Here is a 12,319-nt window from a genome sequence, read left to right on the forward strand (position 1 = left end):
TTTATGTCCTTTCCTCCCACTCACTCTTAAGCAATCCATACCTCAAGTCCGCACAGCGGTTGCCTTGGGCGTCCTTGCGGTCACGGATGGTGGCTTCTAGGGTAAAGCCGAGCTTCTCAGCCAGTTTGCGACTGGCTTGGTTGTAATCAAAGCACGAAATTTCTATCTTGTGCAGGTTAAGCTGCGTAAAGCCCGCTTCCAATAAGGCTTTGCAGGCTTCAGTCATGATGCCCTGTTGCCAATAGTCTGGATGCAGGATATAGCCCATTTCTAGAACATCGTCCGCATGGCGGTGGTTAAAATCAACTGATCCGATCACTTTATCCGTTCCCTTAAGGCAAATCCCATATCCAGCTGGCAAATTCTGGTCAGCATTGCGCTTGGGCAGGACGTGTTCTAAGTAATAAACCTCATCTTCCACGGTTTCGACGGGTGGAAAGCCTGCTGGCCAAGTCACCTCAGGCAGACTGGCATAGGCAAAAACAGCTTCTGCGTCTGCCACAGTGCGCTCGCGCAGGTAGAGGCGGTCCGTTTCAAGGTTTGGTAAGTTAGTGTTGATTGGTTGATCTTGACTCGTAACCATATTATGCCTCCTTAAATTGATAGAAATCGAGGACAATCCCCTCAGGAGCTTGAACGATGAGGGAATAAGTCCCCCAGTCGGTAGCCGTTGGTAGGTTTAAAATGGTCTCTCCAGCTGCTTGCAGGGCTTGGTATTTGCCATCCACATCCTCTATTTGGACATGTAGAATGACACCGGATTGGAAATGCTCCAGCGGAACGATGGCCTTATCAGACACCATCAAACAGTGACTGCCAACCGTAAACTGAGCAAAATGATCATCCTTGTAGTCTGCCGACATTCCCAGTAAACGCTCCAATGCCTCACTGGTTTGAGGGACTTGTTTCACAATAATATCCAATTGGTTTAAATCCATCAGGCTTTCTCCTTGTTTCGTTTTTCCCACTCCTCACGCGCCAAGGCATACTGAGCGATGTGGACAGTGTGACCATCGACCTTTTTGTCGTGGGGATAGAGCCGTTCTTGCTGGAACCCCAGCTTTTCGGCGATGCGTCTGCTTTGGTGATTAAAAGCGTAGGTATAGAGCTCAATCGTGTCAATGCTTAGGCTGGCAAAGGCTTCTTGGACAAACGCCTTACCTGCCTCGACCATAAGCCCTTGGCCCCAATAATCAGGGTGAAGGCTATAACCGATAACCAGACAGGTCTCATGAAGGCGTCTGGTAAAGCCGATTGTGCCTATAAGCCGATTGGTCTCTTTGAAGAGAATCGCGTAGATGACTGGGTATGCGCCCATTTGCGCATCGGCAATCCTCTGGCGAAGCTGGTCTTGAACAGCTGCGGTGCTGGTTGCCACCGGTAAGCCTGATAGCCTAGCAACTTCTGCAAGGCTGACATAGCCAAAGATAGCTGGGGCATCCTCTACTGTCAAGGGTCTCAGTAGCAGGCGTTCCGTCTCTAATCTGCTGTTCATGCTTGCCTGCTCCGCCATTCTTCCGCCAACAGCCCAAAGATAAAGGCATCGCGGTAAACCATATCGACCGCCTTACGCTGGCGCAAACGCCCTTCCTGAGTGAAACCTAACTTTTTAGCCACCTTTTGGCTCTGGGTGTTGTAATCAAAGGCGATCAGCTCAATCTTGTGGCAGGCAAAGTGCTCGAAACCAAGCTTGAGCATGGCCTGACCGGCTTCTGGCATGAGCCCCTGGCCCCAATAATCTGGGTGAAGCACATAGCCCATAGCAAGGACGCCGGGTGCCACCTTTTGGTTGAAGTTTATAGTCCCGATCATCTGCTTCGTTGCCTTGTCAAGTATGGCATAAATTCGCAACTTGAGGTCATTGCCCGACTTGGTTTGATCGTTTGCTATCATGGTCTGCACCTCCACCAGCGACTGGTTGACAGGAAAACCACCGAGCTTAGCCACCTCTGGGAGTCGCCCATAGGCAAACATGGCTGGCGCATCTTCTGGGATGAGTGGTCTGAGGTAGAGGCGGTCTGTCTCCAGATGGGGGAGTTGAGGCATTTCAGGATTAGGTAGGATGTTGATCATCGGCGACCTCCGCAACGATTTCAATTTTGATCTGATCTGGGTCTTCACAGTAAAGGGCATAGTGTTCTTGACCACCTGCATAAGGGTAGCGGTCGTCGTAAAGCAGTCTAACACCTTTGTTGCGTAAGACCTCACGCAGGTTGTCAACTTGTTCTCGACGACCACCACGAAAGGCTAGATGGTTTAGACCGATTCGGCACCGGTGATAGCCTGCTTCTAAAAAATCAGCTGGTGTTTGGACAAAAACGATGTAATGCTCTGCCAATTTCATGGAAAAACCTTGAGGCCAGTCTTGGTAGAGCTCATAGCCCAGGAAAGGGAGCAAAAATTCGTAGAAATCTCGGCTTTTTGCTAAGTCCGACACGTAGAGTTCAATGTGGTGGAGCATGGTTAGACCTCCTTTCCAAATAAAAAAGCCCCTGTCAAATGACAGGGACGAATTTCAATACGATTTCCGCGGTACCACCCAGATTCGGGTTTGCACCCGCAACTTTGTTCTTATCACATGATGCCCTCAGCAACCAGTTTTGTCCAACCTGCGGATTTCTCAGCACCACCGCTTTCTGTAAGATTGTGTTCACAAAACACCTCTGAATGGCTTTATTCTAACAGATTTTAAGGACAAAGGCAAGTAGATTTACCATAGAAATTCCCACGGACATGTTAACTTTATCCTTTAAAGGTCGCTCCCAATTCTTTCAATTGTTTGATAGTTGCAGGTCCGATACCCTTGAGGGCCAAGAGTTCTTTTTCTGTCCAGTTAGTGAAGTCCTTAAGGGAGCTGATGCCTTCAGCGTAGAAGGTCTCGAGACGTGCTGTTGGCACACCATCCAACTCTGCCACAAAGCTATCAAAAGCCTTAGCAGCTTTTTTCTCCTTAACCTCTTCCACTTTTTCTACCACGGCTTCTGCTGTTTCTTGAACACGGTCTGTCACCGTTTCAACTGCTTGGCTAGCTTTTTCTCCGACTTTTTCAGTCGCTTGCTGAAAGTTTTGAACCCCAGCATCTACCAGGTTTTGCCCTGCACGTCTCAAGTCTGCCAGTTGCTTACGCAATTGTTTTTTACGATTTCCTTTTTTCTTTGCCATTCTTATATCTCCTTATTGATTGCTAAATCGTTTAGTAGTATTTCTGCCCAAACAAACCGTCTGGCAGGTCATGAAAGGCTTTCCCAGCCTTGAAGTTGTCAAATTTGGCCTGGATGAAGCGATAAGCGTCCAATTTGCTCTCGTAGCGAATATAGGCATCTGCTGCCCGCTCATCCCCTTCTTCTTCCAGCACCCGACGGCTCTCCGTCATGGCCATCTCATTGATGGTGACCTGGGTATTGACCCAGACTTCAAATTCTTTTAAAAATTCCTGTTCCTTACTCATTTCCCCTCCGGTTTTTCCAAGTCACGGTAGTAGTCGCTCCCCAGTTCAAAGAAAGGTTGGATATCCTGCACATACTCCAGGACCCCTTCAAACTCACCAGCCGCGTTACGGACCGCCGCATAGGTCACATGGACAAACTTGCCCCGGCTCTCCGACTTGAACCACATCTCAAACTTCTCTCGCTCGCCTGAGCGCAACTGACTAAAGATTGCCTTGACCTTAGGCAAGAACTTAGGCGGGTGGCAGAGCTCCACATGGCGGCCAACCTGACTCGGTGTGCGCTTGAAGATCATCTCATCTGCCGGCACACTGTCGTTGTAATACTGGAAAATATCGTCCTTATTGACAAAGGTGATCTCTAGAGGCAGATGATTGAGGATCATATCGGCTTGCTGGACCGACAAATGGCCGAGCCCAAAAGCTTGTGGCGTTTCCCGATCAACCACTGTCTGAGAAGTCGCCTTAGGCGTGAAGGTAATAGTCACCTGGCCATCTGGTGTCTCGATGACACGGGTGTTGGGGTCTGCTAGATCAGACTCAGCACTGGCTGACGCGTCAAATGCGACTCGCTCAGGCACCCACTTTTCATGTGGGATAATAATGGCATAGCCATAAGCATCGCTTTCGCTTGCAATCTGTATCCAGTCATCCTGCGTCAGCGCTTCTAGAAGGAGCATGATTAAGATCGACTCTTCCTTGAAGATCATGGATTCAAACTCAGCCGCAAAGGCTTCAAAGGCCTTGCTAGCTTCGGATAGATCGGCCTCAGGCAAGGAAGCGATCGCTTGGCTGGCAACTTGAAAGAGTTCCCTGATCTGATCGTCGACGCCCCACATGACCTTAGGCGGTGCCGTGTGGCCATACTTTTCCATGACTGGAAAGAAGAGTTCTTCCTTCCTTTGGTAGTGGCGCTCGAACTGGCCCAGCAAGCTCATCTGACGGGTCAATCCCTGACGGATTGCTGCCGCATCCTCCTCTGACGCCCCAGCCAAACGGCTCAAGAGCCGGCGGATTCTAAGCAGGGCAGCTCTGAGGGCCAGGTTTTCATCCCGAAAGACCCTAACCGGGTGGCCTGGCTTGTCTGCGTCAGCCACTTCGACATCTTGTACCGCGTTTTTAAACAAGTTGGCATGGACATCGCAGAGTTGCATCACATCCTCAAAAGTGATGCCCGTCTCGGCTGAGATGAGTTCCTGCTCCATCAGGCTAATCTCTATGGCCGACACGCCCGTGAAATGCTCCTCAAATCTGGCCTGAACGGACTCGGGCGAGGCCCCATGATGCAGGTCCAGTAAGATGCCCTTTAAGACCTCTATCCTTTCCTTAGTCATGGTCACCTCCAATCACATCGTAGCCATTGTTTTCAAGTGTTGTCACAATTTTCTCCAGTGAGACGCTTGCCATTTTAGAACCTGCCTTAAGGCTGGTCACCTTGCCAACTGTATTGCGCATAACAGGATTCGCCAAGGGTTTAAAGGCTAAATCGATCAAAAGATCCAATAACTCAGGGTGCGCTTTGATTACCTCTGCTACTGGCTGGTTCAAATCAATGGTATTTTGCATGCCGTCTCCTTTTTTGCTCTTTCCATTATACTAAAAAGCCTCCCGTTTGTCACATGTCTCTTTAGAAAAACCTTGAACCACAAGGCTCAAGGCTAAATCATATGGGCTTCCTCAGGTAATGTAACTGTTTCTCTGCCATCCTTATCAACCACATATACCGTATGTGGGAAAAAAGGATCAAAGGGTTGCTCGTAATCAAAGGTAATCCTTAATGGGCACTGGTCCTGAGTGAAGGTAATGGACAGCTTGCCTTTGCGGTTGCTTAGTCGAAACTTGAGGACAGGCTTCAGAGGCAGGACGCCCTTGAGCTTGTTGTCAATGATTTCCCAAAAGAGGTCAATCGTCTCTCCAGGCAAGGCTGTGACAATACCAAAACTGGCATAACGCCCTCTTGTATTTGAAAATGCCATCGTTTGCCCTCCTTTACCTTGATATTAGAGATTGTACTCCAAATCAGATGAAATTGCAACTTTAAGGAAGTGGTCCGCACCACTAGCCTTTCTATGAATGCTTGGTTATCAGCAAATAAGGCTTAGCAGCCTTGCTCATAAAATCAACTGTTAGCTCAAGTATTTAACCATATGGTATTTGGTGATGCCTTTTTGGGGAACATCTTGCAGTTCACCATATACCTGATAGCCTACTATTTTGTAAAATCCTTCAGCCTGATAAGACTTAGTCGATAGGGTAATGCTGGTAATCCCTCTATCTTTAGCCAGACCTTCAAATTCGCCCAGTAAGCTTCGTCCCAAGCCCTGACCTTGCTGGCTAGGGGCAACGACTAAAGACGTGATGTGGGCGTTCGCCAGACTGATTCGCGCTTGAAGGACAGCGACCAGTTCACCCGCAACCTCTCGGGTCAGGGTGACGGTGTCAGACTGCTCAGCCAGACTTTTGGCCGGTCCAAATTGGGTTTGGTATTGGTCTTCAAAGATGCGATCAATAAAATCTTGGATAACTGTCATCTTTTCTTTCTATCTCCCTTAGTTAATGTAGCCTTACCATATCTTAAAACGCTAGTCTCCTTTTGGAAAAGACACCCTCACTGGACATCCAGTGAGGGTTCTACTTTGCGACTTTAACGATTCTTGAGCTCAAGGTATCGTTTATACCAGATATTGACATAGGCTTCAGAGAAGGGGCCTTTTTCTTGGTTAATCCAATCCACCAATATCTTAACATGCTCCTTTAAAATATAATCAATTTCCTTTGGATAGTTCATTTCTCGCCTGTGACGTTCATATTCCTCAACGTCCAGTAGGCGTTTGGTACCATCCGTAAAAACCTTGACATCTAAATCATAATCAATATACTTGAGGGCTTCGCTATCCATCAGGTAAGGACTGGCTAAATTACAGTAGTAAGATATGCCTGTATCCCTAATCATAGCGATGATATTAAACCAGTATTTGGTATGAAAATAGACTATGGCAGGTTCTCTAGTTACCCATCGTCTGCCATCGTTTTCGGTCACCAGGGTATGATTATTGACCCCGATGAGAGCATTTTCTGTTGTTTTGAGTACCATGGTATCTCGCCATGTTCTGTGCAAGTTCCCATCATGCTTATAACTTTGAATTGTAATAAAGTCGCCTTCTTTTGGTAGTTTCATGGCTTACCAACTTTCTACAATTTTAAGTTTTTACTCAAATAGTCTACCATATTTTTAGTAAAATTTCACTTTTTTAATATGAAAGATTACAAATACTCCCTTAATGCCGAAGCAATGTCCGAAAAATCAAACCCTTTCCGAGCTAGCGCTTGCGTCAAGCGTTGTTTGAGCTCATAGCCCTCGTACTTGCGGCTGTATTTTGGGTACTGCTTGTCGAGCTCCCGGTAAATGAGGTCCAGCTCACTTTCCTGGTCTTTTTCGAGTTCAAGACCTTGGACCGCTTGATTGGCTTCGCTATAGGAGAACCCTTTGCTTGTTAGATTCTGGATTAATTTGTCTTTGAGGCCCTTAGTAGGGAATTTCCCCTCGTATTTCCGAAGCAGTTTTTCAGCCACGCGCTGACAGACTTCTGAAAAATCCGCCTCCGCCAAGGCTTCATCAATGATGCTTGCTGCAATACCCTTTTGAAGGAGTTTTTGCTTGAGAACATAGCCTCCCTTATCTCCTGAAAGCAAGTTCTGCTCTATTAAGCTTGCTGCAAACTTGGCGTCATCTAACCAGCCGTCTGCTTGAAGATTTTTAATAACACGCTCCATGGTTTTCTCTTCAATCTCATGCTTGGCTAAATAATCCCGAACTTCACGCGTTGTGCGTTGCTTAAAGGACAGCTGATAAAGAGCCAAGTTTTTCCCGTATGAAAACTGGGCAAAATCCTTAATTTCACTCAACTCTTCAGGGGTAATCACTTTGTCTTTTGACAACATAAAGCGGACAATGGTATCTTCGGTCACATAGAGCTTGTCAGACCCATCCAGCTCTAGCAGATAGAGCCGTTTCTTTTTTTCAATAGCTGTAATTTTCATAAATCCCTGTCTCCTAGCCAAATGCCTCAAAGGCGGCAATTAATTTTAAGCGTTCTAGGTCAACCTTGTCTCGCCCATAGCAGTCTAAAAAATAGTCTCCATAGCCATCTGTTCCCAGATTGTAATTCAAAGACCAAATGGCCCAAAAAAGGTCAATATGACGGTCGCCCCAGCCAGCCGAATCAAAGTCAATCAGGACATCAAACTGATAGTCCTTCTTCAAAATGATGTTCGGCAAGCAAAAATCCCCATGGATCAAGCAGTCTTCTGTTAAGGTATCCTTATAAGCTTGAACATAATCATAGGCTTCTTGACGCGTTTTTAAGCCAAACCTCGGTAACAAAGCAGGTTCATAAAAAGTACCAGCTTGATAGTTCGATACGGCTAAGTCTTTATAGTCTGCTAAGCGGTTTTCCCTCGGAAAGTCATCTGGAGTCATCGCATGCAAGTGCATTAAAATACTGGCCAATACCTGGCACAGTTTTCGCGGATTTGCCAGAAAGTGCGTAGCATCTTGACCATCCGCTGCTTTCGTAACTAAATAGTCCCGATCATCTGTCAGATAGGTAACAAGCTCAACTCCCAGTCCCTTCTCCCAAAACCACTGACCAAGCTGGGCTTCCTGAGCCAACTGCCCTTTTGGAGCTACTTTTAAATAAAACCCCTGATCAAGGTAGAAAACCTGAGCCCCAGAATGAGAACTGCTATCAAAGACTTGAGTGTTTTTCAAAAATGGTTGAATTTTGCTTGGAAAATCTGCTAAATCAAGCGTTATCGTTTCTTTCATCATATCATTAGTATACCATAGTTCTAGCGAGCGATACCAAGGCTTGACAGAACATTGGCAATCCTTTAAACTAGGTATAAGTATATTATAATATTAAGCTAGAGGGAATCATGAATAAAAAACAGTTTAACTGGCTGATGACAGCTGTTGCCATCACGACCCTTTTCCTATTTGGTTTTGCCTTCATTCCTCCAACAGCCAGTCGTCATTTCTTTGTTCGAAGCCTTCTGATTCTATTGATTGGCTTTTGTGCTAATATCTGTTATACCTATCGAGGTGACCATAGCCCTTCTGAGCCACTTTTTCATGTTCATATAGGACGTTCTGGCATCGGTCTTAACCCTCGCCATCCCCTAGGCTATAAGATATACTTCTCACTCATCTTCATCTTTTTCAGTCTCTTAGTCGCCAGTTTTCTATGATGATGATTTTCAAAAGGTTGACTAATGATTTTGAATGAAGGATTTTAGTGAACAAAAACGGAAATTTTCCGCCGTAATAAAAAGAAGCTGAAACGCAATAATTTCAGGTTCTCGAAAATTTTGAGAGGCTTAAAACTTAGGTTTACTTTGAGGCTGGGACAAAAGTCCTAGCCTTCTCATATTTTATCATCAGTAAACAAGTCGCAGTGGTTGGGAGTAACACTCACTGGCTTTGCCCGTTTTAGCGTTACCCCTGTACAGGTCATTACGCGCTTTAGCACCAATGAGCCGGTGCTGAGTGGCCTCTAATTCGCCGATTTCATCAGATTTTACAGCCCTGTTAAAAGAAGGAAATGTTGTTTCCCCTATTTCCAACCTCAAACAGTCACTTTTTGACTGTTTCAGCTATGCTGGGGTGGAGTGAGAAGGACTGGGGATGGACATTCTCAGCCTGAACCTAAAAACTGAAAAAGGGAGGGGAAACCAATTTCTTTCGATCATGACTTCTTTCCCTCTCCCCAGATTAAAGACCCTTTCAGATCTTTTTAAATAACTTATTCGGGATCTTTACAGTCCAAAACTAAAAGCAAGCCTACACCCGACACTCGAAAGTGACCATTTGACTATCCGTTTCTAGTCGCCCAACTCACTTGATGCTTCACACCACCGACCGCATCGCTGATGCGCCCTCATGCTTATTAAATCAAAAATATTTCAGAATCGTATTCATCCAGTTGGTTTTAGCTGGCAACAATCGTAAGACCTTAACAGTATCAGCTTCGATTTCATAAAACAAGATATAATCATCAATCATGCTATACTTGATCTCTGTTTCTATGTCAATTCTGGCTGATAAGTTAGATCCAATTTTAGGCGAATCTGCTAAATTCCTGATTGTCGAAACAATAGCTTGTTTGAACTTTACGATGTTTTCTGGATACACGCCTAGGCCCTCTTTGTAAAAAACTGCTTCCTCAATGTCTCGGACAGTTTCACTTGAAGTTATTACGTTATAGCTCATCACTCAATCCCTAACCGCTCAGCTAATTCATCTGGCGAATAGGTCTTTTCATTCGCTAAAGAACGGTAGCCCTTTTGTAATTCCTCAAACAAGCGTAATGTTGCTTTGGTATGTCGCCATTCTTCAATGTCGACTACCACATATTCTGCTTTTCCATTACGAGTTAAGATAACCTGAGAGCCAACAGAAACATCACTTAGCGTTTGGTTATAATAACGCATATCAGAAACAGGTACGATATTTTCCATGCTACCACCTACTTACTTAATATTTTACTTAATTCTATCATATGATAGTTTTTTCTTCAAGTCGGCTTACTTTATTCCATCGTCTATTTGAAAACAGGTAACATAGGTCATTAATCTTTGGGTTTTCGGTTTGAACTTAGTTCAGACCGAACTGCCCTAATCTTTTTTCAATAACTCGCTTAACTAACTATCTTCACAATTGGTTAAATAGACTTGAGACTCCCATACTTGTCTTCAATATGACAATAGATCCTAAAGGGTCTATTTTTTTAATTTTATAAGGTCTTCCAAGGCCTTGACCTTGCGTCTTGAAATCAGGCTGGTCATCCCATTGGAAAAATGGACCAGGTTTTCTTGTCGGTCAATTTCCTTTACCTTATTGGGATTGATTAAAAACGCTTTGTGGGCTCTGAAAAATCTTGGTTCCATTGCCTCAATCTCCTTCATACTCTCATAAAACTCAATCCGTTGACGATCTGTCCAGAGGATTAATTTATGAGCTGTCTGACTGGTTTCAATGTAATAAATCTCCTGAAAAGGTACACGAATATGACGCTGTTGCGTTTGGATTTCAAAAACATCCTCAGAATCCATGCTTTCATTACGTTCTAACACAAATTGAATGCTGGATAAGATATCCTTGGTAAAGTCGGTTGTCTCTTTTTCCTTATCCACGAAGTCAAGGGCGGCGACCTTGTAACGGTAGGTGATGGCCGCAAACTCTGAATGCGTCGTGACAAAGACAATTGTCGCTTCGTTATCTTTCTCTCGAATCTTTTGGGCGACCTCAAGGCCTTTCTTTTCTTGACCTTTTAACTCAATGTCCAAGAAATACAACTGCTCCCGCCCAAAAGTTGTGATATTCTCCAGCAACTCATCCGGCTTTCCCGTTACCATTTGAATGGTCATGGGAACTCCCAACTGTTTCGCAATCTCTGCCAACACTTCCTGAAGGCGCGTTTGATGGTAAAGCTCATCTTCTAAAATGTAAATATTCACCCTAACCTCCTATATAGACTATTTGCGTGAAAGTATCTTCTGTTTGTTCCGTTTCTAGCATCACATGGTTAAACCTCTCAACGATTTCCTGAACGTTAAAGAGCCCTGTGCCACGATTACTCCCTTTGGTTGAATAATCCTTTTGGTAAATGCGATGGATTGGAACCAAACCTTCTGCCTTGGAATTACTGACATAAACAATATGGCGACCCTTGTCCTGGACAATGGCTAAGGTTAGCCGAGGTCTGCTTGCCATCTTAGCAGCCTCGATGGCATTGTCTAAAAGGACTGAGAGCAGGCGGACAAAATCCAGCAAATCCATTTTCACGTCACGGATTTCCTGCTTGATTTCAATCACAACTTCAACCCCATCTCGCGTTGCTTCCATCAACTTATGATATAAAAGACTCTTGAGGGCCGGGTTTTCCAGATAAGACAGGTCATCAATGTTTTCACCTTCTGACAGGGCAACATTTGCCCTGATTAGGATTTCATGAAACAAAAATCGAACCTCATCGATATTTCCCGTCCGAATACTTTCTTCTAGGGAAATCAGCATGTTCTTATAATCATGCTTGAACCCCCGAACCGTCTGATACATCTGCTCGACCTGACGGGTGTATAGGTTCAGACGCTCATACTGTGCTTCCTTCTCCCGACGCATAATTTCTTCCTTGTAAGCGATGAGTTTATTATTCAAGAGAATCAGCACACTAATAATGAGGAAGATATAGGCAAAAATCAAGGATTTGGTGTAATGAGAAACGGCCTCCCGATGAAAAAAGATTTCAAAAAACTGCATTCCAACTAAAACAACAACAGAACTTATTAACGTTTTATTCAAAGGTCTTATAATTTTCTCCGTTACAAATTCATCTTCATCTTTTAAATAACTAGTATCAAGTTTTAGCTTATGAAATAAAAATTCATGAATAAGATAAGAGAAGAGTATTGATAAGAACCAAAAAGTTGTGTAAAATTCACTGAATAGTGATGATGAAACAAATTCCTCAATAAAAAGATCTATGAAATTCGTAAAAATAAAACAATAATTGAAAGTATACAAAGCATAAAATAACTGTTTATCTTTTTCTGTTTCTTTAAAATGATTCTTCCCAATGAAGAATAGTTCTAAAATGACTAATGCATTAGAAGCCGCACCGAGTGTCATGATTCTAATTAATTCAACCATGAAAAATTGAAATAAAAATGTTCTTGAGAACCTTTCTCCTCTAATTCTTAAATAGACTAGTAAGTAAAGTAAGATTTGAGAGAAAAGCGCAATAAACCCAATATAGTCTCTAATATTCATGACTTCTCCTCGAAGGCGTATGCCTTAAGGCTTACGTCCTTTCA

At 44.2% G+C, this 12,319-nt stretch carries 19 protein-coding genes; 1 reads left to right on the plus strand and 18 read right to left on the minus strand.

Features of this window, described 5'->3' with window-relative positions:
* Nucleotide 1: 1 nt before the first annotated feature.
* From J2S23_RS00290 to J2S23_RS00355, 14 genes are all read right to left on the minus strand, one after another.
* The gene (locus J2S23_RS00290; protein WP_307120767.1) at nt 2–583 is read right to left on the minus strand and encodes a GNAT family N-acetyltransferase; all 582 of its coding nucleotides are present in this window, start codon (nt 581–583) and stop codon (nt 2–4) included.
* Between the two features lies 1 nt (nt 584).
* Complete coding sequence (locus tag J2S23_RS00295) at nt 585–938, minus strand: VOC family protein (RefSeq protein WP_307120768.1); 354 nt, start codon at nt 936–938, stop codon at nt 585–587.
* A complete protein-coding gene (locus J2S23_RS00300; protein ID WP_307120769.1) occupies nt 938–1,495 on the minus strand; it encodes a GNAT family N-acetyltransferase in 558 nt (185 codons plus the stop codon). The genes J2S23_RS00295 and J2S23_RS00300 overlap by 1 nt, the downstream gene beginning before the upstream one ends.
* Nucleotides 1,492–2,073 carry a GNAT family N-acetyltransferase gene (locus J2S23_RS00305; protein ID WP_307120770.1) on the minus strand — a complete coding sequence of 194 codons (582 nt, stop codon included), beginning with the start codon at nt 2,071–2,073 and terminating at the stop codon, nt 1,492–1,494. Before J2S23_RS00305 ends, J2S23_RS00300 begins: the two co-directional genes overlap by 4 nt.
* The gene (locus J2S23_RS00310) at nt 2,054–2,461 is read right to left on the minus strand and encodes a VOC family protein (RefSeq protein ID WP_307120771.1); all 408 of its coding nucleotides are present in this window, start codon (nt 2,459–2,461) and stop codon (nt 2,054–2,056) included. Before J2S23_RS00310 ends, J2S23_RS00305 begins: the two co-directional genes overlap by 20 nt.
* Before the next feature lie 281 nt (nt 2,462–2,742).
* Complete coding sequence (locus tag J2S23_RS00315; RefSeq protein ID WP_307120772.1) at nt 2,743–3,162, minus strand: helix-hairpin-helix domain-containing protein; 420 nt, start codon at nt 3,160–3,162, stop codon at nt 2,743–2,745.
* Nucleotides 3,163–3,193: 31 nt separating this feature from the next.
* On the minus strand, nt 3,194–3,448 hold the full coding sequence (locus J2S23_RS00320; RefSeq protein ID WP_307120773.1) for a DUF1912 family protein: 255 nt from the start codon (nt 3,446–3,448) through the stop codon (nt 3,194–3,196).
* Nucleotides 3,445–4,779 carry a DUF438 domain-containing protein gene (locus tag J2S23_RS00325; protein WP_307120774.1) on the minus strand — a complete coding sequence of 445 codons (1,335 nt, stop codon included), beginning with the start codon at nt 4,777–4,779 and terminating at the stop codon, nt 3,445–3,447. Before J2S23_RS00325 ends, J2S23_RS00320 begins: the two co-directional genes overlap by 4 nt.
* Nucleotides 4,772–5,011 carry a DUF1858 domain-containing protein gene (locus J2S23_RS00330; RefSeq protein ID WP_307120775.1) on the minus strand — a complete coding sequence of 80 codons (240 nt, stop codon included), beginning with the start codon at nt 5,009–5,011 and terminating at the stop codon, nt 4,772–4,774. Before J2S23_RS00330 ends, J2S23_RS00325 begins: the two co-directional genes overlap by 8 nt.
* Nucleotides 5,012–5,103: 92 nt before the next feature.
* Nucleotides 5,104–5,421, minus strand: coding sequence for a DUF960 domain-containing protein (locus J2S23_RS00335; RefSeq protein WP_307120776.1), 318 nt, complete (start codon nt 5,419–5,421; stop codon nt 5,104–5,106).
* A gap of 150 nt (nt 5,422–5,571) precedes the next feature.
* The gene (locus tag J2S23_RS00340) at nt 5,572–5,976 is read right to left on the minus strand and encodes a GNAT family N-acetyltransferase (RefSeq protein ID WP_307120777.1); all 405 of its coding nucleotides are present in this window, start codon (nt 5,974–5,976) and stop codon (nt 5,572–5,574) included.
* Between the two features lie 113 nt (nt 5,977–6,089).
* Nucleotides 6,090–6,623: a nucleoside tri-diphosphate phosphatase gene (gene ntdP / locus J2S23_RS00345; protein ID WP_307120778.1), complete on the minus strand. Its 534-nt coding sequence runs from the start codon at nt 6,621–6,623 to the stop codon at nt 6,090–6,092.
* A gap of 86 nt (nt 6,624–6,709) precedes the next feature.
* Nucleotides 6,710–7,486: a recombination regulator RecX gene (gene recX, locus J2S23_RS00350; RefSeq protein ID WP_307120779.1), complete on the minus strand. Its 777-nt coding sequence runs from the start codon at nt 7,484–7,486 to the stop codon at nt 6,710–6,712.
* A 13-nt stretch (nt 7,487–7,499) separates the two neighbouring features.
* Nucleotides 7,500–8,276 (minus strand): aminoglycoside 3'-phosphotransferase, encoded by a 777-nt coding sequence (locus J2S23_RS00355; RefSeq protein WP_307120780.1) that lies wholly within the window; start codon nt 8,274–8,276, stop codon nt 7,500–7,502.
* A 107-nt stretch (nt 8,277–8,383) separates the two neighbouring features.
* Between J2S23_RS00355 and J2S23_RS00360 the strand changes: the two genes are divergently transcribed.
* A complete protein-coding gene (locus J2S23_RS00360; protein WP_307120781.1) occupies nt 8,384–8,695 on the plus strand; it encodes a hypothetical protein in 312 nt (103 codons plus the stop codon).
* 703 nt (nt 8,696–9,398) lie between these two features.
* Here the strand turns inward: J2S23_RS00360 and J2S23_RS00365 are convergent.
* The 4 genes from J2S23_RS00365 to J2S23_RS00380 all read right to left on the minus strand — a co-directional run bounded on the left by J2S23_RS00365 (nt 9,399) and on the right by J2S23_RS00380 (nt 11,765).
* The gene (locus J2S23_RS00365; protein ID WP_307120782.1) at nt 9,399–9,716 is read right to left on the minus strand and encodes a type II toxin-antitoxin system RelE/ParE family toxin; all 318 of its coding nucleotides are present in this window, start codon (nt 9,714–9,716) and stop codon (nt 9,399–9,401) included.
* Nucleotides 9,716–9,964, minus strand: coding sequence for a prevent-host-death protein (locus J2S23_RS00370; RefSeq protein ID WP_307120783.1), 249 nt, complete (start codon nt 9,962–9,964; stop codon nt 9,716–9,718). The genes J2S23_RS00365 and J2S23_RS00370 overlap by 1 nt, the downstream gene beginning before the upstream one ends.
* A 261-nt stretch (nt 9,965–10,225) precedes the next feature.
* Complete coding sequence (locus J2S23_RS00375) at nt 10,226–10,963, minus strand: LytR/AlgR family response regulator transcription factor (RefSeq protein ID WP_307120784.1); 738 nt, start codon at nt 10,961–10,963, stop codon at nt 10,226–10,228.
* Between the two features lies 1 nt (nt 10,964).
* Nucleotides 10,965–11,765 carry a sensor histidine kinase gene (locus J2S23_RS00380; protein WP_307120785.1) on the minus strand — a complete coding sequence of 267 codons (801 nt, stop codon included), beginning with the start codon at nt 11,763–11,765 and terminating at the stop codon, nt 10,965–10,967.
* Nucleotides 11,766–12,319: the final 554 nt, after the last annotated feature.

Source organism: Streptococcus moroccensis (assembly GCF_030812835.1).
Lineage (GTDB): Bacteria > Bacillota > Bacilli > Lactobacillales > Streptococcaceae > Streptococcus > Streptococcus moroccensis.

What these genes read in the sequence shown, in the direction of transcription:
- J2S23_RS00290 (WP_307120767.1), bottom strand. Translation starts at nt 583, where the DNA reads ATGGTTACGAGTCAAGATCAACCAATCAACACTAACTTACCAAACCTT.
- J2S23_RS00295 (WP_307120768.1), bottom strand. Translation starts at nt 938, where the DNA reads ATGGATTTAAACCAATTGGATATTATTGTGAAACAAGTCCCTCAAACC.
- J2S23_RS00300 (WP_307120769.1), bottom strand. Translation starts at nt 1,495, where the DNA reads ATGAACAGCAGATTAGAGACGGAACGCCTGCTACTGAGACCCTTGACA.
- J2S23_RS00305 (WP_307120770.1), bottom strand. Translation starts at nt 2,073, where the DNA reads ATGATCAACATCCTACCTAATCCTGAAATGCCTCAACTCCCCCATCTG.
- J2S23_RS00310 (WP_307120771.1), bottom strand. Translation starts at nt 2,461, where the DNA reads ATGCTCCACCACATTGAACTCTACGTGTCGGACTTAGCAAAAAGCCGA.
- J2S23_RS00315 (WP_307120772.1), bottom strand. Translation starts at nt 3,162, where the DNA reads ATGGCAAAGAAAAAAGGAAATCGTAAAAAACAATTGCGTAAGCAACTG.
- J2S23_RS00320 (WP_307120773.1), bottom strand. Translation starts at nt 3,448, where the DNA reads ATGAGTAAGGAACAGGAATTTTTAAAAGAATTTGAAGTCTGGGTCAAT.
- J2S23_RS00325 (WP_307120774.1), bottom strand. Translation starts at nt 4,779, where the DNA reads ATGACTAAGGAAAGGATAGAGGTCTTAAAGGGCATCTTACTGGACCTG.
- J2S23_RS00330 (WP_307120775.1), bottom strand. Translation starts at nt 5,011, where the DNA reads ATGCAAAATACCATTGATTTGAACCAGCCAGTAGCAGAGGTAATCAAA.
- J2S23_RS00335 (WP_307120776.1), bottom strand. Translation starts at nt 5,421, where the DNA reads ATGGCATTTTCAAATACAAGAGGGCGTTATGCCAGTTTTGGTATTGTC.
- J2S23_RS00340 (WP_307120777.1), bottom strand. Translation starts at nt 5,976, where the DNA reads ATGACAGTTATCCAAGATTTTATTGATCGCATCTTTGAAGACCAATAC.
- ntdP (WP_307120778.1), bottom strand. Translation starts at nt 6,623, where the DNA reads ATGAAACTACCAAAAGAAGGCGACTTTATTACAATTCAAAGTTATAAG.
- recX (WP_307120779.1), bottom strand. Translation starts at nt 7,486, where the DNA reads ATGAAAATTACAGCTATTGAAAAAAAGAAACGGCTCTATCTGCTAGAG.
- J2S23_RS00355 (WP_307120780.1), bottom strand. Translation starts at nt 8,276, where the DNA reads ATGATGAAAGAAACGATAACGCTTGATTTAGCAGATTTTCCAAGCAAA.
- J2S23_RS00360 (WP_307120781.1), top strand. Translation starts at nt 8,384, where the DNA reads ATGAATAAAAAACAGTTTAACTGGCTGATGACAGCTGTTGCCATCACG.
- J2S23_RS00365 (WP_307120782.1), bottom strand. Translation starts at nt 9,716, where the DNA reads ATGAGCTATAACGTAATAACTTCAAGTGAAACTGTCCGAGACATTGAG.
- J2S23_RS00370 (WP_307120783.1), bottom strand. Translation starts at nt 9,964, where the DNA reads ATGGAAAATATCGTACCTGTTTCTGATATGCGTTATTATAACCAAACG.
- J2S23_RS00380 (WP_307120785.1), bottom strand. Translation starts at nt 11,765, where the DNA reads ATGCAGTTTTTTGAAATCTTTTTTCATCGGGAGGCCGTTTCTCATTAC.